This is a genomic window from Sulfurisphaera tokodaii str. 7 (genome assembly GCF_000011205.1).
GTDB lineage: Archaea > Thermoproteota > Thermoprotei_A > Sulfolobales > Sulfolobaceae > Sulfurisphaera > Sulfurisphaera tokodaii.
The window spans coordinates 1,979,831-1,999,396 of the sequence record NC_003106.2; the positions used below are offsets into that span (position 1 = coordinate 1,979,831).

The window sequence follows — 19,566 nt, forward strand, 5'->3', positions numbered from 1 at the left end:
AAGGAACTTAATCAAAGACTTCAGCCTTTTCTAATGATGGGCATTGTAAATCCTTATCACTTATTATGACCTCCTTTATTGGCCAGTCTATATAAGAGTAACTTATGCATCTCTCATGGGGTGGAGAGTACTCATTATGAGTTATAAAGTAGATTACAATTGAGTCCTCTAATGCTTGAAACCCATGAGCAAATCCCGGAGGTATCCATAACATATAATGATTTTCCTCATTAAGTTCAGCTTTAACATATTTTCCAAAAGTAGGCGACGATTTTCTTACATCTACAGCAACGTCCAATATCCTACCTTTAGGAACAAATATTATTTTACCTTGTTCTTTAGGAGTTCTCTGATAGTGCAGACCTCTAACTACTCCCTTACGAGAGAATGACATATTAGTTTGTATAACATTAGGAATCCTCATTTTAGTGAAGTCCTCGGATTTAAATACCTCGAGGAAGAAACCCCTTTTATCTGGGAAGACTTTTGGCTTTATGAGGATAATACCCATTCCCAGATTTTCGAATTCAAAAGGCATAAAATTATATTACAGTAGCATATAAAAAGAACTATATGTACACTTTTACTCAGAGTCAAAGTACGACTATGTAAAAACAGGAACTTAACATATGTAAAGAAACTAAAGTAACAACGAACCATTTATTGACATAGCTGACCTATAGTAATAGCATACTCTTTACCTTAATTTTTTAACTCTCGTATATCGAGAAATTTCAAAATGCAGTAAATACGTAATCACCTAGCTGATTTATAAAAGCTTTATATTCTACATAGAAAATTATACTTAATGCGAACACTAATAACTGGTGCATCGGGACAGTTAGGCATAGAACTCTCACGCTTACTCTCAGAAAGACATGAAGTAATAAAAGTCTACAATTCTTCAGAAATTCAAGGAGGTTACAAACTCGACCTTACCGATTTCCCGCGACTAGAGGACTTCATAATAAAGAAAAGACCAGACGTAATAATTAATGCAGCAGCAATGACTGACGTAGACAAATGCGAAATAGAGAAGGAGAAGGCATATAAAATAAACGCTGAGGCAGTTAGACACATAGTTAGAGCGGGAAAAGTAATAGATTCCTACATAGTCCACATCAGTACCGATTACGTGTTTGACGGAGAAAAAGGTAACTATAAAGAAGAAGATATACCTAATCCCATAAATTATTACGGTTTAAGCAAGCTTTTAGGGGAAACATTTGCTCTACAAGATGATAGTTTAATAATCAGAACTTCTGGTATTTTTAGGAATAAGGGGTTTCCAATTTACGTTTATAAAACTCTTAAGGAAGGGAAGACTGTATTCGCTTTTAAGGGCTATTACTCTCCTATCTCAGCAAGAAAACTTGCTTCTGCAATACTTGAACTTTTAGAATTAAGAAAGACTGGGATCATTCACGTTGCCGGTGAGAGGATTTCACGTTTTGAATTAGCTTTAAAGATTAAGGAGAAGTTTAATTTACCGGGAGAAGTTAAAGAAGTTGATGAAGTTAGGGGGTGGATAGCTAAAAGGCCTTACGATTCCTCTCTCGATTCTTCAAGGGCTAGGAAAATACTTTCAACAGATTTTTACACATTGGATCTAGACGGTATGGTGGTGTGAATGGAGGCGGTAATTTTACACGGAGGTCAAGGTACTAGATTAAGGCCTTTAACTCACACTGGCCCTAAACAGTTAATAAAAGTAGCGGGAAAGCCTGTTTCCCAGTGGGTTTTAGAACAGATAAGGGATTCTGGAATTAGAGACGTAGTGATAGTTTTAGGTGATAATACCCCAAAGAGGGTTGTAGACTATTATGGTGATGGTAGTAAGTTTGGGGTAAATATTACCTATGTTTATCAAGGTAAGGCAAGAGGTTTGGCAGACGCAGTATATAAAGTTAAGGATGTAGTATCTAAGAAGTTTTTGGTTTATTTAGGGGACAATCTTGTGCCTTACGATCTGAGGAAGTTTATGTCGTTTAAAGGCTCAGCTTCTATACTTTTGGCTAAGGTTGATAATCCTAACCGTTTCGGAGTTGCTGTAATAAAAGAAAATAAGGTTGTGAAGTTGGTAGAGAAGCCTAAGGAACCTATTTCCGATTTAGCGTTAGTAGGTGTTTATGCATTTACTGACGAGATTTTTGAGGTTATTGAGAGTCTGAGACCTAGTTGGAGGGGGGAATTGGAGATAACTGATGCTATACAAGGCTTAATAGATGAAGGTAAAGAGGTTAATTACGAAATAGTCCAAGGGTGGTGGAAGGATACTGGGACACCTAGGGACATATTGGAGGCTAATTCTTTTTTATTAGATAGGTATACTGAGAGGAGGATTGAAGGTGATGTGGACAATTCTACTATAGACGGTAGGGTTATAGTGGAGAAGGGGACTGTGATAAAGAACTCGGTTATTAGGGGTCCCGTATATATAGGTAGGGATAGTAAGATAGTGAATTCCTATGTTGGTCCTTTCACTTCAATAGGGGATTCGAGTCAAGTTGTTGATAGTGAGGTTGAGTATAGTGTCATTTTGGATAATGTAAGGATTAAGGGGGTTTCACTTATGGATTCGTTAATAGGGAACAATTCTGTCGTGGAGAAGGGAAATAGGTGGCAGAGGCTAATAATAGGTGAGAATTCTTCGGTGATATTATGATAATTATTGGTGGTGCTGGTTTCATAGGCTCTGCGTTTGTAAGAGAGGTGAATAGGAGGGGAATTAAACCGGTTGTGATTGATTTACTTACTTATGCCGGAAGGATGGAGAACTTAATTGGTACTAATCATGATTTCGTAAGGGCTGACATTAGGAGTGAGGAGATTCATAATATTTTGAAAGAAAAAGAGTCTGCTAGTAATGTCGTTGTTAATTTTGCGGCTGAGACTCATGTGGATAGGTCTATTTATAAGCCTCAGGATTTTGTGACTACTAATGTCATAGGAGTAGTGAACCTACTAGAAGCTGCTAGGAAATATGATTTTAATTATGTTCATATTTCTACTGATGAGGTTTATGGTGAGGAGTGTGGGGATGAGGATTCTCCTTTAAAACCATCTTCACCTTATAGTGCTTCTAAGGCTTCTGCTGATTTATTCGTTAAGGCTTATGTTAGGACTTACGGGATTAAGGCTATAATTATAAGGCCTTCAAACAACTACGGCCCTAGGCAGTTCCCAGAAAAGCTTATTCCTAAGGTGATAATTAGGACTTTGATGGGGGAGTATGTCCCTATTTATGGTGATGGGAGAGCTGAGAGGGATTGGATTTATGTTGAGGATACTGCTAGGATAATTTATGATATTTTAGAAATGGCGGAATGGAGAGGGGAAGTTTATAATATTCCTGGAGGACAGAGGTATAGTGTGCTTGACGTTGTTAAGATGATCGGTGAGGTCATGGGGAGGGAGGTAAAAATTAAGTTTGTTAGTGATAGGCCCGGTCATGATAGGAGGTATTGTATGATTACTAAGCTTAAGTATGAGGTTACGCCGTTAAGGGAGGGGTTGAGGAGGACTGTTGAGTGGTATTTGAATAATAGGTGGTGGTGGGAGCCATTGATAAAGGATAAGTTCTTTGTAGAAGATGAGCCTTGGAAAGTAAAAGTTAGTAAATAATGCTAATACAAAGTAGTATAAATTCTTAGCTAAAGGTTTTTGATTTTATATCTTAAATAGTTTGGTAAACTTCTAAAAACTACATCATCTTCCCTTTTCTTTTAGTAGAGGAGAGTATAGATTCTCTATCACTGTTTGATAAAAAGGCTAGAAGTCACTTCTCCTTAAGATGATAACTTTCGCTGGAGTTTTTGTGAATGTCAGTTATCACAGTCTAATTCTTAGAAACCGAGTAAATAAAAGTTCACATTTAATGAATTAAGTGTTACTAGTCCTTCGTTAACATGTATAGTGAAGTAGCAGTACCAAAAGCGTCAATAGCTAGGTCGTAGAAGTTCTTCTGAGAAATATCATATGCTGCATTACCTAAGTTATATACTGCATGTAATGATGCAATTATTTTTCTCTTGCTCATTAAAGATTCTGCTAAGACAAAAATTATGTTTAATAAAACTTTTAGCGCATTCATATGCAGCCACTTTACTGAAAACTTATAAATCTTTTTTTCCATACTTATTGCTTTTTTGAATATTCAATTTTACCAATTTTTATGTTTATTAATTTCTCTTAATTTCAAGCGTTGGTTTAAAAAGTAGGCTTTACGTTGATTTTGATAAAAATTCAAGAAATACGCAAAAGAAGTGGGAAAAGACCAGTTAGTTATTTTAAGGTTTTGTGCCTTAGAAACAGTGTTACACAATTCATTAACTTCGCTATAACTTCTTCAAGTTCATTTTCCTTAGTATTCCAATAGCCCAGAAATAGGATATATTTGTTTTCCTCATTAGACTTACTTATCAAATTCATTTTTAGCTATTTGGAGGAATAAATATATTTATGAACTACTTATTTAAATATTTAGGAAGAGTGAGTGTAGATAATAATTTATTAATTCTGTGAAAATTGTATTAGGAGTAAAATTTAATTCAATTGGTTGTAAAATTTATTAGATAATATAATAAAGTAAAGTTATTGAAGTTTGATCTTTTAAAGATTTTTATTATCAGCCAGAGAATTTAAAAGAGTAATTCTAATATAATTATAATTAATTTGAAATTATTTTCATTATTAGACGCAGTGAAGTAAGTTGTAAATAACATAGTCTAAATTTATTAAGATGTTTTAAAAATTAATACATGATAAGTTTTGCGGCATTTAACACAAGAGAATAGATTAGAAGTTATAAAGACTTATATATATCATGAACTATCCTCATTAACTCCAAATTCTATCTTTCCCAAAATTGATAATCTAGTAAATGAATGTAAATCCGCAAAAAATAGTAACGATAATATCATAATTGAGAAATGTAAAGAGATTTACGATCTCTTTTATGGGTTAAGTTTAATATACAAAAGAAAATTTATAGCAAGAGAGGTAACTGCAGAGACGTGCGAATGGAACTATTACGGTGATGGAATACCATTGAAAAAATTGATACTAACCACTAATATAGATTCTTACACTGAAAAGAACTCGTGTAATTGCCAAAAGATAAATTGGATGAAATGTCAGGCTATAATACAAAGTTGTAACACATGCTTAATTAAGACAATAGCTGCTAACGCATTATCGGACAATAGTTTAAAGAATACCTTAATTAATAACGGTAAAAACTATTGTAAAAAGGGAAGAAATATAGATGATCCTATAATAGTGATAAAGTGTCCGGACATTCCAGATTTTTATGATTTTTATGTAATACTAGATGGTAATGGTAGGGCGTTGTACAAACTTTACGATAAAAATTTCAATTCTTCAGAAAAAATACCTGCATATGTAGGTGAATGTAAAGGTAATCCTAAGAATTTTTATGTACCAGAGGGAATGTACCACTTTATAGAAGAGATTAAGAATGGCAACTATGCAGAGATAATAAATAAAATCATAGAAATTTTGAATAAAAGCACAGAGAAAGCTAAGCCCTAGTATTTATGAAGACCTTATTTTCTAAGTAACATATAAACTATAGTATAATGATTATTATCTTCTATATAGTATTTATAGTGCTTTTCATAGTAAATGCTTTGACCATCAAAAGATGCACTGATTGACTTGAGTAACTTGCTTATTTTAACATCTTAAGCTATTTTACCTCATAGGTATTATGAAAAAGACTATATGTGAACTCATTCCAAAAATACTATACTCATTAAAAGCTTCCTTTTGTTTACTATTCTGTAGCTAATTATTCATCAATTAGGTACTTCGCTCAAGCATAAAGAATATATATTTATTGTCTATTTACTTACTAACGAAATGAATAGTTACTTCAGTAACGCGTATCCGGTTTATATATTTACAGTTACAAATTCTCATGTTGGTAGTGGATCCTCAGTAAGTGAAGAAGTGGATTTACCATTTCAGAGGGATCATCTTGGATACCCTACTATCTATGCCTCCAGCCTAAAGGGAGCGATAAAATCATACCTTATTAATACTATTTCAGATTCCGAAGAAAGGAAAAACGTAGAAATCCTATTCGGCAAAGATTCAACCCCAGATGAAGTATCGAAGGTAGTAATCCTAGATGCAGTTCTTCTTCTTATCCCTGTTAGAATAATTCCAATCTCTAAAGACTTTGAAGGAGTTTACTCATATGCTACTACAGAAGAGCTTCTGGAGACAGCTAAGTCATATTTGGATGCTGTAAGTAATTTATTAAGAACTCAGAATACTGAGAAAAATGTTGACTTTTTCCTAGCTGGTAATGGGGATAAAGAGTTAATTGTGAACGAGAGCTACTTTAAATTTAAAAAAGACGATGAACTAAAAAAGAGTTATTCTATTTTAATTCCTCCAGAAATTAAGAGTGTTATGGTATTTAGGGGCAATACTGGTAGGGATATAATTAACAGGTCTCTAATTAGGGTTAGGAGGATAAGGATAGATAGAGAAAAGAAGACTGCGTCTGAACGAGGGCTATGGAGTGAAGAATATGTACCGCGCGGGACATACTTTTTCACTATAATTTTAGTAAGGAGTGATAAAGAAAAGAATATTAACGAAATATTCAAGAAGTTTAACGATAAACTTCTTAATTATATTATTATTGGAGGTCATGAGACCATTGGTAAAGGAATAGTTAGACTTATGTGGTGGTCATATGGTTGAGGGGGTAAAGCTTGCTATTAGCATTTTTCCTAAAGTTATATTGCAACTTAAAGATAATGAAACCCTTAAGCTCTTTAGAAGTAGATGTAGAGACTTTCCAGAAGAAACACTAAATAGTGGTTTTGTGCCCACTTTTCTCTTCTATTTATCTAAATCCGATCTCTGCACATTAGTTAAATTTGTGAATTACCTAAATAATGGTGGTTCGGACATTAAAATAGGTAATCTCAGAAGTACTGAAACTTCTTATACAGTATATTCAGCATTGATTCTCTATTTCCTTACTAATGAAGAACTAAAGGAAAAGTTCTTAAAAGAAATTAACCTTGATGAACTATGCCCTAAGAATAATGTTACTCAAAGTGCAAATGCACTGATGCATCTCTTAAATAATCTATATTCTAACTCGTCTATTGTTACTTTGCTGATGAAGGATTACCTACTTACTCTGAAAAGGCTTGCAGAGGCGTTGATAAATGTATGAAGAAGTAATGAATATTGAAGCTAAGGCATTATATCCCATTGTTGGAGGATATAACCAGTATCCAGTGAGCTTAAAAGTTGGTTATGAAGAGCCCATAAGGTCTACTGAGATTAAAGGGCTTTGGAAATGGTGGACTAGGATTCTAATTGAGAGTGCGATTGAAAGAAAACGGCATGGTGTAACAAAATATAATGACCTTAATAAATTGCTTGAAGATTTTTTTGGGAGCACGAACTTTAAATCTCCCATTAGAGTCAGGATTGAAATTGAAGATAACTTTATCACTATTTTTAAAGCAATCTGGGATTTTATAATAAGAATTCTTGAAAATAGAAAAGTTACTGTTAAATCTGAAAACACTCAGAATTTAAACATAGCTGACACTATAATAATTCCTACTATCAACATTAATATTGGAAATAGCACTATCTTTAAAATTACTGAGAATAATCATGTGATTAGAGTTAAGAGAGAGAATAACCCCGAAAATAATACTCTTAATATAACTCTAGATCTTAACGCAAAAAAATTAACAGCTACCCTCAATAACAATCAAATTGAATTAAAATTAAGAGATAAAACACTTGATAAGTATTTGCGTCTTGATAAATTATCTGACTTTCTTTCGATTCCGCGTATTATGCTAGATTTATTGAAATACAATAATAAAGGTGTAATTGTAAGCAATGAAATAACCTCAACAGAATCTGAAATCTTAGCAGATATAATCATGGAAATACTTACTGCCTTCTTAATTCCTAAAGAAATTAAGTTTCGTATTATTGTTGAGGTTGATAAGGAGAGAATTAATAAAGAAAAGCTGCGATTTGCACTTTATTCTCTACTTATCTTTTTAATAATGGGAGGAATCGGGAGAATTTCGAATAGAGGATTAGGCTCACTTTCTCCTTTATCACTAGAGTGCAAAGACAAGGAATTATGTGGAGATTTACAGTCTAGGTTTGATAACTTTAAGAGAATATCTAGAGATAAGGAGCTTTCAGAATTTATTCGGAGACTAATAAATGAAACGATGTCTATGTTAAATGATGAGATAACCAAGACTATTAGAATGGATAAATATAAGGATATATTCTTCTTCTCTGATTCTTCATTAAGATATATCTTAGCTAAGCAAGTCAAGGAACCCATTAAGGCCATTAATATGCTGGGTAAAGCCACTTCGTTGCGTAATGTTGGAGGTAGAAATTTCGCAGAAGAGGTATTTGGAAGCCCAAGAGGTTCAAACAAACACCGATCCCCGTCACTCTTCAGGTTTAAAATTCTTGAAATACAAGGTAAATATTATTTATTACAATATTTTCTGGATAAATATGATAAAAATAAAAAACGACTGATTGATAAATATAAAAATAAAATAAATGAATTTATTAATAAAATTAAAATTTCGGAGGATGTGACATAAATGGATTTGTATAAAATTCTTAATATGATTGATAAAAATTATTTTTCACCAAATAATAAAAATCGACTCGGAAAGACAAATCTTTATTCATTACTACAACTTGAGGGCATACTAGTTAGCATGCTGAGAATGTACAGTGAACATAAAATAGACCAACTACGAGACTTGCCTATTTCTGAGATTTATAAAAGCTATATAAAGTTTAAGGATAATAATCAGAATAATTACGAGACCTATAAGATAGAAGAAATATATGATACCAAGAAGAGACATATAGCTGAATTACTTTCGATTATGTATAATCCAGGTTTTGAAATTGTAAATAAGATGATGGAAGAGATTAAATCGGCATTGCGTGAAATGAACTATAAGTTTATTGAAGTTAGAATAAAGACCTCATCAAAGACACTTGTTGGTGTCTCAACTAATTTCGGATATACGATCTTTGAGAACGGTATCTCATTTGATCCTTATTTAAATGTACCTTATATCCCAGCATCAGAAATTAAAGGGTTGTTAAGAAGTATGACAGATGATGAGAAATTAGCGGATAAATTATTCGGTAGTGAAGAATCTGAAGGGATTTTGATGATAACTGATTCATATCCCATACAAGCAGAGGGGAGTATTTTCTTACCCGATATAATAACGCCCCACTACGTTAATGCTGAAGATGAGTCAAGAGTACAGCCTAAACCCTCCATTAGGTTTGTAATAGCACCTAAAGTAACTTTTGATTTTTTCATTTACTATAAAAATCTGGATACATATTTAAGGAAAGTTTTAGAGCAATTAATTATTAAAATGATAAAAGAGGGTATAGGTAGTAAGACGTCTCTAGGTTATTCCTTGTTTACAGTAGTTTACATAGACTGGACTTACGGTGAGTAAAATGAGTCTCAAACCCATGAGTGAAATAATTAAAGAGAAATTTGCAGCATTATTACATGATCCTCCTAATAAACCGTTTATATTTAGCCTTAATGCTTTTAATGAGGAAAAAAGAATTAGCCACGTAAAAGTGGCAAAAACATTAATATCTCATCTAGATTTTTTAGGAAAAAATGAATTAGATGAGATAAGCTCAAAGATTTATAGTAAAAAAGAGAAGGGCTGTAATAGTAAAGTATCTGATGCTGATAGTCTAGCTAGTAAGTTTGATAGGTATTTAACCACTTTGATATACCAAGAACGAGGAAGAAAACAACAAGCAATGTTTGCGAATTTTAAGGAGATTGTAATGAAAAATTTTCTAGCACCAGAGTTAGAAGTGAACTTATCTGCTATTCCTAGTGACGCTTATCATGACCCCTCTGGTAAGGATATTAAGGAATTCTTTAATTATCTGTCAGAGGTATTTAAAAAGCTAGGTTTAACTGGCGTTAGCATAGAAACTTATAACGTCTTCTATTTCTTTTACGAATTTCTTTGGGTTGCTAAAGGTTACACTGTAGGTCCTGCAGACACTAGAGTTCCTACTCACTCAATCTTTGATCATTTATATGCTACTGCCTCAATAATAAACTGGTTCTTAGGATCAACAGATCTTCTTTTAGGCTTAGATATAGTGGGTGTTGCGGACTATATTAACAAGTCCAGAAAGCTCAGAGATTTATGGGCATCAAGTTATCTAGTATCGGCTCTAATCTGGTATGTCTTAATTAGTTTCGTTGAAAAATTTGGAGCAGATTCTGTGTTATTTCCGTCTTTGAGGTTTAATCCGTTCTTCGCAACTTATATTTATCATAAATATCTCAAAAATAAAGAGAAAGACGAATTAATTAAAGAGATTGTAAACTATATTACAACATATATATTTAACGGTGATGAGACCTACAAAAAACTTGGAATACCACCATATCCTATTATCCCCGCTAGAGCTACACTAATATTGCTTGGAGTAAAATACGTTAGTAGAGAACTAGGTCTCAAAAAATCGGATATATCATGTATTGAAAAATATGTAATTACTAGGTTTAATGAGGGCTGGGGTAGACTTATTGATCATCTAATTACGTATGCACTATCTCATACTGATAATCCCTTCTGGGCATTATTTAATAAAGTCATAGAGAAAGAGAGTGTAAAAAACGCCGTCAAGATTCCTCCTGTGCAATTACGAGTAATTACTTTAAAAAAAGAAAACGAAGTGTCGAATTATGAAGAGTTTGATAATAGATATAGAGAGCTAGTCTCAAACTTTAAGAGAAAGAAACTTTCTAAAGTATCTCCTCACACTCAACTTTCAAACTATAATTATTATATTGATTCAATCGGTGAGACTAAAAGAGGATTTGAATACTGTAGTATTTGCGGAGTCCTTCCTGCAATGCTTATTCTACCAAAGGACGAAAATGAGTATAAAAAATTCGTAGAAGAGCACACTGGAAAGCAGTTTAACGATGATCAAATCGAAGCTCTCAAGGCTATACTATCTCCTGGAGAAAAGCTTTGTCCTTGGTGTTTAATAAAACGTGCTATAGGAGTAAGACCGGAATTCCTCAGAGTACTCATAACCAGTGAGGACTTAAGAAGTTTTGAAGAGAAAGATGTTTTTATACCCTCTGTCAGCCATGTGGCATTTTACAAAAAATTTGAAAAACTTAAAGAAGATAATATAATAAATCCAGATAAAGAAAACACTATATCTCTTTGGAAGTATTATGAAACCTACCCTATTGAGAAAAGAGGTCTATTAAGAGAAAACCCAGAAGAAAAGGGATGGAAAGATGTATCGCCTTATTATGCTCTTGTAAGGGCTGATACTGATTACTTAGGTGACTTGCTTGAAGGAAAAGTGACTCCATATCTAGCTGGAATTATAGACTCAAGTTTTTACGGAGGTGAAAGAGAAAATGAGAGTAAAGTCAAAAACGCTATTACAAGGTACTTACGAAATGCTGCAAAAGGTCTATATCAAGAAGTGATTAATGATGTTCTTAAAGAAGATATAAATCAAGCAAAAGAGTTAATAAAAAATGCCGCTGTAACTGCTGAAATTGAGATTAATGATAACGATATAGAAAGAATAATCAGTGATCTGAAAGACTTTCTCAATAAAAACGTAGATCGTGATAGACTTCTATTGTTTCCATCATGGCATGTAAGTATTAGTAGTATGCTTAATAGAATTCTCCTTAAGGAAATTCAGCTTGTAAACGCTTTAGGAGGATTTGTAGTGTATGCTGGTGGTGATGATTTACTCGCAATACTTCCAGTAGAAAACGCCTTACAGTTTGTTGAGAACAGTCGCAAAATAGTAGCTGGCATTGAGGATGCCTCAAGCTATAAAGGCTTTATTAAGATTAACAATTCGTACTTTAGTCAACTACCACTAGTTGGACGTAGTTATATACTATACTTCTCCCACGTCAAATATCCTCTTCAGTTAGCTCTTGAAGAGTCTTATAACTTATTAGAAGAAGGGAAAGAGAGAGTAAAATATGATAAGTACAAAAAGGATATTGTAATATTTAAATATAGAAATTCTGTCAGTTTTATCCCTTTATCACTTATAAGACCATATGAAGAGAATAATGATAATTCCATAAAAAGATATCTCGATAACTTAGGTAAAAGCCTAGAGTTATTACGTATTCTCTATGATGCTATTAGGCAAAAGAAATTGTCTAAGAGTCTGATCTATGATGCGTTAGCAGATACAATTCTTAAAAGCAGAGAGCTAGAAAGTGAAATATTAGTAAAATATTTAGATTATTTGGTCGATAAAAATAAGATAGATAAATCCTTCTCACTAAGCTTTGTAAATTATCAAGATATCCTTAAGATTTCGATCATAAATGGAGAAACATCTGAACCCTTAACTTATAATTTATTTAAAGCTCTAAGCATTATATTAGGGGCTGAAAAAATTGAGTAAATTAACTCTGGTTATTAAGCCTTTAGAACCTTTAATGTTGCGGTCTTCTGGAGAATTTGACATAGAAACTAAAGGTCCAGCTTCTTATGCAAAATCCTTATTAGTTCCAAGACCTTCAACTATTGCTGGAATGTTAGCATCACTACTCTATAAAGGTTCGAACAAGGATTATTGGTTAGATGATATTAAGCAAAACATTAAGCCTATAAGTGATATTTGCGGCCCTTTAATTGTTAAAGATAATTATGGTTATGTCCCGTTAAGAATAGGAAGTGTATTCACGTTTTTAAAGGCCCCTTTAAAAGAATTATCTAAATGCATTTCGGATAAGATATCTGATATAATTTCATTTTATGAGGATAAAGGAGAAGACTATGACAAGATAGACACTAAGATAAGTAAGCTTATGAGTCAAGATTGGACAGATATTATAGCTATACAGCCCAGACTAGGAATAGGACTTGATAGAAGTAGAAAAGTTACCAAAGAAGGTATGCTTTATGTGGCTAACTACGTTTCAATAAATGCAAGTATCTACGTTATTGTAAATGGTGATTCAAAAGAGATAAAAAGTGCTTTAGACGGTAAGATATCAACGTTTGGTGGTGAAGGAAGACTAGTTAAATTGCATATACTTGATGATGAAGCTTTTAGTTGTGACAAATTTGAAGATAGCAAACCGGGAGTTTTACTTTCTCCACTTCCAGTAGAATCTGCTACAAGATTTATAGGAGAATTCAGCATCATAGGTATGGGATTTGACCTCAAAAATAATAGAAGAAAAGAAATAGTAAAGGCTATCCTTGAAGGTAGTATAGTAATAAATTCTATTCCGATTAACGAATATTATAGTATAGGATATGGTAGTTATGTTAGGATTTTTACCAAATAAAACTTTTAATGATGATATTTCCATTTTACTTTTAACGCAGTTTTATAGATATAATACTAGCCTAAACTGCTGGAAAATATTAACTAGCATTCAAATAACACAATAAGATATCCCAGTTAGCATTTACAAGGAAATCATTATATTCTATAATTTTAATGAACATTTACTCCTATTCTTAGAGTGTGGACAACAATTTCATTCATTTGAAATATTTACATTTATTATCACTCCCCTATCTGGAAAATATACTGGAGCGTAAAGCGCATTATAAGCTAGGAAGAACACCGATAACCACCTAGTAAGCGTGAACCTATTAGTGTTCCACGGGAAGTGAAAATCCATTGAGGATATTCTATGTTTTAAGCTCCTGAACCCTTGTTCTGCGTAGTCCCTCTCGTTGAACGTTACCCTCTTGTGTTCCACGTTTAGCCAAGTGAATGCGTTATAGACTGTTGCCCCATCGTGTATGTATACTACCTTGTCTATCCTCGTTTTGAGCACCTTCTCAGCCTCCTTTTCCACATTCTTCGTCAAGACTATTAGTACGTGCAACCCACTCCTCGAACTCGTCACCATGAAGAAGGGTATCGCACCCGTCTTCACATCCCTCACAATCCACACATAATAATACTGCCCCCTAATCACCATAATTTTAGTCTCATCCACCACATAAAAACCACTAACCGGCACCACACACCTAACACAGCTCAACCTCCTCAAGTAATACAACAAAGTAGAATGAGGCAAACAAGTCCTCCAAGAAGACAAACCAGAGAGATAACTAGCCAAAGCCAAAGCTACTACCTCACTAGAATAAAACCTAGGCTCAAGATTAATATACTCCATTAGGATTAGAATAACTTGGGTGAGCACGGGAACACTCCACCTAGTTCCCGTAATCTCACCCAAGTAATACTCCCGTGCTCACCCTAAAAAGGTATTACGTCATATTCTATCAATTAAACACGAACAGTTCATATAATTTATTTTGAATTAACAAAATTGTTGTCCACACTCAAATGTCACAGTCTTAAATAAAAAAGCTTTAATTCTAAAGGAGAAAATAGTAATTTAGGGGGAGCGGGGTCAGATGTGAACCCATTCATCAAGCTTCAGAGAGCCTGGTCTCATCATTCCCCGCTCCCAAATCTGATTCTATAGAGGTATTTAAAAATCTTTCTGTTTCTATTTATTTTCAGTTACTATCTCGTCAGAGATATAATATAAAATACGTTAGTAACGATAAGAATCACATTATAGTGTTTTTTCATAGTAAATGTGAAGGGTAAATAGTATTTATGGGTATAAAGCATACCTCGTTGCCTCGATTGTTTAGCACACTTTTTAATTAAGGTAAAACTAGACCTTTGCAACTACCATGTTTGCAAACCCAGGTTTATTAGAGGGGTAACATGTATTATGAATATGAGGTTCGTGGGTCTTTGAGATTTCTATTTGTCTGAATAAAAAGTTAGAAGCTTCTAAGTCTTTTAAAGATTATAGTAAGGGATCCTAGTTAGTACTGTTTGATATAGAATAAAATGCTCAGTGGTATCATTTGTATATAATTTTGTTAAGTGACAAAGATAGCTAATAGTTTAAAGGGAAACAATGATTCTTCAAATTTCATAGAAACCTTGCGTACTTTTAAGAGAAAGTCTTGCCCTTTAAAACTAAGAAAGTATAACACATTACTGTATGTCAAAAATTCATAGAAGTATAAATAACTAACATGACTCTATGGACAATTCAAGATTATTTGCGAATTCATTATAGTTTGTTATGTATAATTAAATATCCTAAAATAATTATGGAATGAGAAAAAGGGGAGGTTATACTATAAACTTGATTGATACATGATGAATTATTACTAGAGAATAAAGGTAATGCTTAGCATTAGTTTTGAAGCATTCACTGAAAAATTTATATTTACCATTTTTTCAATATAGGAAATTCATGGAGAAGTTTATTAAGGATCCAATACACGGGAATATAAAAATAGATGATTCCCTTATCGACAACATGTATTTTCAGAGATTAAGACATGTCATACAGAACGGTATGGCTTATATGGTATTTCCGTCCATGAGACACTCAAGGTTTGAACACTCTCTCGGAACTTATTATATAGCATCAAAAATGGTGGAAAACGTTCAAGCCTCTGAAAAAGAGATAATTGATAAAAAAGAACTTATCAAAGAACTTGCCCTTTACCACGATATAGGTCATTTCCCTTTCTCTCATACTTTTGAATTCGCTATGGAAATCTTAGAATATCTGAATAAAAACATTTACAATAGTATCATCAAGCTTACCGGGTTTAGAGACATGGAATATAAACTTCATGAGATGATGGGAATTAATATACTTAGGTCGATAAGAAAAACAGAACTGGCAGATCTGATGAGTAATGCATACTCATCTAAAGACATAAAAGAAATAAATGATCCTTTAGTGAAGATAGCTAAATTAATAGTAAACTCTGAACTAGACGCTGATAGGCTAGACTATCTGCAAAGGGATTCGTACTATTCTGGAGCTAAGTTTGGAATAATAGATCCAGAAAGGTTGTTAATCACGATGAAAATAACCACAGATGGTTATGTATTTCCGCCTAAAGCAATTGATGATTTAGAGCACTTCTTTTTAGCAAGGTTTCACATGTATAGTTCTGTTTATAATCACCCCGTCATAGAGATTTATAATAGAATAATGGCGTATTTTATTGCTTTCGCGATAAACTCTTCGCTTCTTGATATCCCTAGTAACTTAGAGGAATTTGCGGAATTTACAGATGAAAAAATATATTTAGCCCTCTTAAAAGTTAAAAATGATAATAGGTTTTCACATTTTTACGAATCCCTAGTTAAAAGAAAAAAGTACATGAGAGCGGTAGTCGAAGGTGATCAAGCTAAAAATTTATTTAAGATAATATCATCAAATGAAAAAAGTAAGAGGAACCTCTATGATACTGTTCTTAATTATTACGGTAAGATTGTAATAGGTAAATCAGAATTAACGACCGAGATAGGTAATATATTCATTGAGAGAAAAATGCTTAAAGAGAGTTATAATAATCCATTATCTGAGGAAGGTGGGTTAACAAAAATTCCTGAAAGATACAGAATTTATGTTGGAGCTTATGATGAGGTTAGTAAAAATGATATTTTAAAATATTTTAATGATACCTTTGGTATACGATTAGCTTTCAAGGCTAATTCCTAGATCATCAAGTAACTTTTTCTCTTCATTAGTGAACTCAACTTTCTTATTAGCATAGTAATTCCAGAGCTTCAAGCTTAAAGTCTTTATAATCTCGTGACTGTACAAAGAAAATTTTTTAACATAGACATCACATTCACCCTTTACATCTTCTATTTTTCCACTATAAATAACTCCGTCAGTGTCTGGAGCGAAGTAATAGAGAACATTGCCTTTTGCAGCAGCTATTAAAAATGCCATTGATGATACTAATTTATAATCAGAATAATGTTGTTTTAAGCAATTTATATAGCCAGATATTTCCCACTTATCTAATGATAACATATATGAATAGCTTGTATAGTCTATTTTTATTCACTAATCCCTATAAACCACTATAGAGAGAGTAATCCGAAAGTAAAAGCTGATTATCTATTACCTAGTACTAAAAGTCAAAAGTTTTTAAAAAGGAGTTAGTTGGAAGGGAATGCCCTAAATAGGAAGAAGGGGAAAAGAATCTTATCTATTTTAGATTATAACTACAAGTTCTAAAGGCCTGTTCTCTTCTCGTAAACTGTATATTCTTTTAAAATAATTGTGAGATTTCATAAATATTTGCCCTATTCTTACTTTGGTTATTTAAGAGTAATCATTCATGCTAAAGACGTATGCCTAAAGTTATTTTAATTTATTTACGATAGTTTTTAGATATGATATTAGATATAACCAATGGCAAAAATTAATTTTCGCACTAATTATCCAATTAAAATTGGCAACATAAGGATAATTATTAAAGAAATAGAATTAGAGGAAAATGGGAATACACTAAATGTAGTAATTGACGTAAATACTTCTGATCAATTATCTATTCAGATAGACGAGCTAATAATAGATGACGATATCATAATTAGACCAAAAAGGAGTGTGGTTCGAAAAGTTTCTCAAGTTGACACATCTAACTTACCGATGGAAATAGTCATAGATATCACGAAATCTGACGACCCTAAGATAGGATATATTAGGCTAAATGGTATAGAATATAATAATTCTTCAGTAAAAATTTCTAAAGTAAAAATTTATTTCAAAAATCTTTATAAAATAGATAAAATTAAATTAATTGAAAATTATAAAAACTTATACAATGCAGAAAAAGCTGTTGAATATACTATTGTAAATAAAATGAACATACCAATAAGATATGTCATCTTAACTCCTTCGTTTTTGGATATTATAGGAATAAGCATTAAATCTCATAGGAAGAAAAAGGGAGATAATCCCCAAAATTTATCACTACACTTCTCAAGTAGTATAATTGGATTGCAAGTTACAGACGAAAAGGGAAATAGACTAAATTATTTGACATTTTATGAACTTAGTGATGTTTTACCTTCAAATATTACGAAACATAATTATATAATAATAGATCTAGGAAATACATTAAAACCAGAGGAACGTAGAACAATTATATTAAGTAAGCAAATAAATGTGGATGCGGAATCATATATTGCTGCAGTCCCTTTAATTAATGGAATAGCGACTGAAGTTCTAATTCGTCCTCCACATGGATATTTTATTATCATGAATGTAAAGGGGGGCTCAATATCTTTGCTCGACACAGAGTATAACGGTACTATAGTGTCAACCAGATCTATTACTTTAGAGAGAGAAGTTACAAATTTACAAATAGATAACTTGTCGTTAACTGTTATAACTGATCACGAAATGGAGAATGGAGAAATTTCTTCTATTTCTGGGATAAATTTTAAGTTTATATGTAATTATAGTGATAATTTACATCATCTAATTTATATACTTCATGAGTTTAAAATAAAGGGTAAGATATTCTGGGAATATTTATTTAGCTTTCTTAGTATGATAGTATACGGACTGTTTTTACAAGAGTTAGCAGTTGATGTTATGCGTATCGTTTATGATAACTTTTTACCTTTGCTCGTACCTCTCTCATTTGCTATAGGGAGTTTCATGGGATACGTAATATTTTTAAGATTTAAATACGTGCGTATTAAAAGTTTAGGAGAATTTATCACAGATGTGCTAAAATTTTCTCGCAACTTTATATATTTTATCACTTTATATGCTTTAGTTATCTTAGGATTTATATTATATGCTTTGATCAATATTACATCCATATCTCAATTAAGTAGAATAGCTAACATTTACTTAGAAATGGAATTTGCTATTTTAGTAGTATTAGAATTGCCTACTATTTTAATTGAAAGAGAGATAGGAGACTTATATGGTAAGTATTTGTTATCGCTGATAATACTAACTACGTTCTCAATGTTTCTCTTAATACCCTGGATAGTATAACGCCTTTCATAGTAGGCACTACATGCTACCACCTCTAATAGACCTACGGGGATAACGAGTCCAGTGCGTCTTCCACGTCGAAATCCTTGACGTCAACTTCTCCACCCTTGGATACTTATAGGTTTGATGAAAAATTTTAAGTTACGTTAAAGTAGAATAACTGCTATTAATATTACTTAGTATCTTTTTATAACTAAAAATTACTCTATTAAAAATAAATAGAAATTATAAGATTCACCAAGAATCTCACAAGAAATATATATTACTGGTTAGCTAAAATTTTCTATGTTAGATAAGGTGTACAAGAACTTCATCTTAGAACTTATCCCATTACAAATATTTTCATTATAGTACTTATAGGAAAATCGTTACATTTGTACGTCATGTTAAAACTTATAAGAAATATCTTCTTAGTAACTTAAAAAATTATCACAGAAAAGAATAAAAATGAGAGAAATTCAAAGCTTTTCTTAGTAAATGTGAAAGAAAAAGGATATTATCAAAATTAAGGCATATGTTGATTAATTTGATTAACTTGCTTATATTAAGCATCTTTAATTAAAATTGATCTCTTTACTACTTTACACTCATTATGAAAAAGACTATAAATATAA

At 32.3% G+C, this 19,566-nt stretch carries 16 protein-coding genes; 12 read left to right on the forward strand and 4 right to left on the reverse strand.

The window, feature by feature from the left end; genetic code table 11:
- Window positions 1–7 precede the first annotated feature (7 nt).
- Complete coding sequence (gene rfbC, locus STK_RS10930) at window positions 8–538, reverse strand: dTDP-4-dehydrorhamnose 3,5-epimerase (RefSeq protein WP_010980040.1); 531 nt, start codon at window positions 536–538, stop codon at window positions 8–10.
- 270 nt (window positions 539–808) lie between these two features.
- Here rfbC and STK_RS10935 point away from each other — a divergent pair, with 270 nt between their 5' ends.
- From STK_RS10935 to STK_RS10945, 3 genes are read left to right on the forward strand one after another with little or no spacing between them, the layout of a single operon-like run.
- Window positions 809–1,630: an SDR family oxidoreductase gene (locus STK_RS10935; protein WP_010980041.1), complete on the forward strand. Its 822-nt coding sequence runs from the start codon at window positions 809–811 to the stop codon at window positions 1,628–1,630.
- A complete protein-coding gene (locus tag STK_RS10940) occupies window positions 1,631–2,665 on the forward strand; it encodes a glucose-1-phosphate thymidylyltransferase (RefSeq protein ID WP_010980042.1) in 1,035 nt (344 codons plus the stop codon). It begins immediately after the preceding gene.
- Window positions 2,662–3,624 (forward strand): dTDP-glucose 4,6-dehydratase, encoded by a 963-nt coding sequence (locus STK_RS10945; protein WP_010980043.1) that lies wholly within the window; start codon window positions 2,662–2,664, stop codon window positions 3,622–3,624. The genes STK_RS10940 and STK_RS10945 overlap by 4 nt, the downstream gene beginning before the upstream one ends.
- A 268-nt stretch (window positions 3,625–3,892) precedes the next feature.
- Here STK_RS10945 and STK_RS10950 read toward each other — a convergent pair whose 3' ends face one another.
- Window positions 3,893–4,093, reverse strand: coding sequence for a hypothetical protein (locus tag STK_RS10950; protein WP_052846687.1), 201 nt, complete (start codon window positions 4,091–4,093; stop codon window positions 3,893–3,895).
- Between the two features lie 677 nt (window positions 4,094–4,770).
- Here STK_RS10950 and STK_RS10955 point away from each other — a divergent pair.
- From STK_RS10955 to cmr3, 7 genes are all read left to right on the forward strand, one after another.
- Window positions 4,771–5,553: a hypothetical protein gene (locus STK_RS10955; RefSeq protein ID WP_052846689.1), complete on the forward strand. Its 783-nt coding sequence runs from the start codon at window positions 4,771–4,773 to the stop codon at window positions 5,551–5,553.
- A 330-nt stretch (window positions 5,554–5,883) separates the two neighbouring features.
- Window positions 5,884–6,738, forward strand: coding sequence for a type III-B CRISPR module RAMP protein Cmr4 (cmr4, locus tag STK_RS10960; RefSeq protein ID WP_010980046.1), 855 nt, complete (start codon window positions 5,884–5,886; stop codon window positions 6,736–6,738).
- A complete protein-coding gene (gene cmr5, locus STK_RS10965) occupies window positions 6,731–7,222 on the forward strand; it encodes a type III-B CRISPR module-associated protein Cmr5 (protein ID WP_010980047.1) in 492 nt (163 codons plus the stop codon). The genes cmr4 and cmr5 overlap by 8 nt, the downstream gene beginning before the upstream one ends.
- Window positions 7,215–8,648: a type III-B CRISPR module RAMP protein Cmr1 gene (cmr1, locus tag STK_RS10970; protein ID WP_010980048.1), complete on the forward strand. Its 1,434-nt coding sequence runs from the start codon at window positions 7,215–7,217 to the stop codon at window positions 8,646–8,648. The genes cmr5 and cmr1 overlap by 8 nt, the downstream gene beginning before the upstream one ends.
- Window positions 8,649–9,539 (forward strand): type III-B CRISPR module RAMP protein Cmr6, encoded by an 891-nt coding sequence (gene cmr6, locus STK_RS10975; RefSeq protein WP_010980049.1) that lies wholly within the window; start codon window positions 8,649–8,651, stop codon window positions 9,537–9,539. It abuts the gene before it with no gap.
- Window position 9,540: 1 nt separating this feature from the next.
- On the forward strand, window positions 9,541–12,528 hold the full coding sequence (gene cas10, locus STK_RS10980; RefSeq protein ID WP_052846691.1) for a type III-B CRISPR-associated protein Cas10/Cmr2: 2,988 nt from the start codon (window positions 9,541–9,543) through the stop codon (window positions 12,526–12,528).
- Window positions 12,521–13,420: a type III-B CRISPR module-associated protein Cmr3 gene (gene cmr3, locus STK_RS10985; protein WP_232616475.1), complete on the forward strand. Its 900-nt coding sequence runs from the start codon at window positions 12,521–12,523 to the stop codon at window positions 13,418–13,420. Before cas10 ends, cmr3 begins: the two co-directional genes overlap by 8 nt.
- A gap of 195 nt (window positions 13,421–13,615) precedes the next feature.
- On the opposite strand, the gene STK_RS10990 is transcribed toward cmr3, so the two are convergent.
- A complete protein-coding gene (locus STK_RS10990; protein WP_052847005.1) occupies window positions 13,616–14,266 on the reverse strand; it encodes an IS6 family transposase in 651 nt (216 codons plus the stop codon).
- 1,110 nt (window positions 14,267–15,376) lie between these two features.
- On the opposite strand from STK_RS10990, the gene STK_RS10995 reads away from it, so the two are divergent.
- Window positions 15,377–16,645, forward strand: coding sequence for an HD domain-containing protein (locus STK_RS10995; RefSeq protein WP_010980053.1), 1,269 nt, complete (start codon window positions 15,377–15,379; stop codon window positions 16,643–16,645).
- Here the strand turns inward: STK_RS10995 and STK_RS11000 are convergent.
- Window positions 16,622–16,966 (reverse strand): hypothetical protein, encoded by a 345-nt coding sequence (locus tag STK_RS11000; protein ID WP_010980054.1) that lies wholly within the window; start codon window positions 16,964–16,966, stop codon window positions 16,622–16,624. The genes STK_RS10995 and STK_RS11000 overlap by 24 nt on opposite strands.
- Before the next feature lie 384 nt (window positions 16,967–17,350).
- On the opposite strand from STK_RS11000, the gene STK_RS11005 reads away from it, so the two are divergent.
- A complete protein-coding gene (locus STK_RS11005; protein ID WP_010980055.1) occupies window positions 17,351–18,952 on the forward strand; it encodes a hypothetical protein in 1,602 nt (533 codons plus the stop codon).
- Window positions 18,953–19,566: the final 614 nt, after the last annotated feature.

What these genes read in the sequence shown, in the direction of transcription:
- cas10 (WP_052846691.1), top strand. Translation starts at nt 9,541, where the DNA reads ATGAGTCTCAAACCCATGAGTGAAATAATTAAAGAGAAATTTGCAGCA.
- STK_RS11000 (WP_010980054.1), bottom strand. Translation starts at nt 16,966, where the DNA reads ATGTTATCATTAGATAAGTGGGAAATATCTGGCTATATAAATTGCTTA.
- STK_RS11005 (WP_010980055.1), top strand. Translation starts at nt 17,351, where the DNA reads ATGGCAAAAATTAATTTTCGCACTAATTATCCAATTAAAATTGGCAAC.
- STK_RS10950 (WP_052846687.1), bottom strand. Translation starts at nt 4,093, where the DNA reads ATGAATGCGCTAAAAGTTTTATTAAACATAATTTTTGTCTTAGCAGAA.
- STK_RS10945 (WP_010980043.1), top strand. Translation starts at nt 2,662, where the DNA reads ATGATAATTATTGGTGGTGCTGGTTTCATAGGCTCTGCGTTTGTAAGA.
- STK_RS10940 (WP_010980042.1), top strand. Translation starts at nt 1,631, where the DNA reads ATGGAGGCGGTAATTTTACACGGAGGTCAAGGTACTAGATTAAGGCCT.
- STK_RS10995 (WP_010980053.1), top strand. Translation starts at nt 15,377, where the DNA reads ATGGAGAAGTTTATTAAGGATCCAATACACGGGAATATAAAAATAGAT.
- STK_RS10935 (WP_010980041.1), top strand. Translation starts at nt 809, where the DNA reads ATGCGAACACTAATAACTGGTGCATCGGGACAGTTAGGCATAGAACTC.
- cmr5 (WP_010980047.1), top strand. Translation starts at nt 6,731, where the DNA reads ATGGTTGAGGGGGTAAAGCTTGCTATTAGCATTTTTCCTAAAGTTATA.
- cmr1 (WP_010980048.1), top strand. Translation starts at nt 7,215, where the DNA reads ATGTATGAAGAAGTAATGAATATTGAAGCTAAGGCATTATATCCCATT.
- rfbC (WP_010980040.1), bottom strand. Translation starts at nt 538, where the DNA reads ATGCCTTTTGAATTCGAAAATCTGGGAATGGGTATTATCCTCATAAAG.
- cmr4 (WP_010980046.1), top strand. Translation starts at nt 5,884, where the DNA reads ATGAATAGTTACTTCAGTAACGCGTATCCGGTTTATATATTTACAGTT.
- STK_RS10990 (WP_052847005.1), bottom strand. Translation starts at nt 14,266, where the DNA reads ATGGAGTATATTAATCTTGAGCCTAGGTTTTATTCTAGTGAGGTAGTA.
- cmr6 (WP_010980049.1), top strand. Translation starts at nt 8,649, where the DNA reads ATGGATTTGTATAAAATTCTTAATATGATTGATAAAAATTATTTTTCA.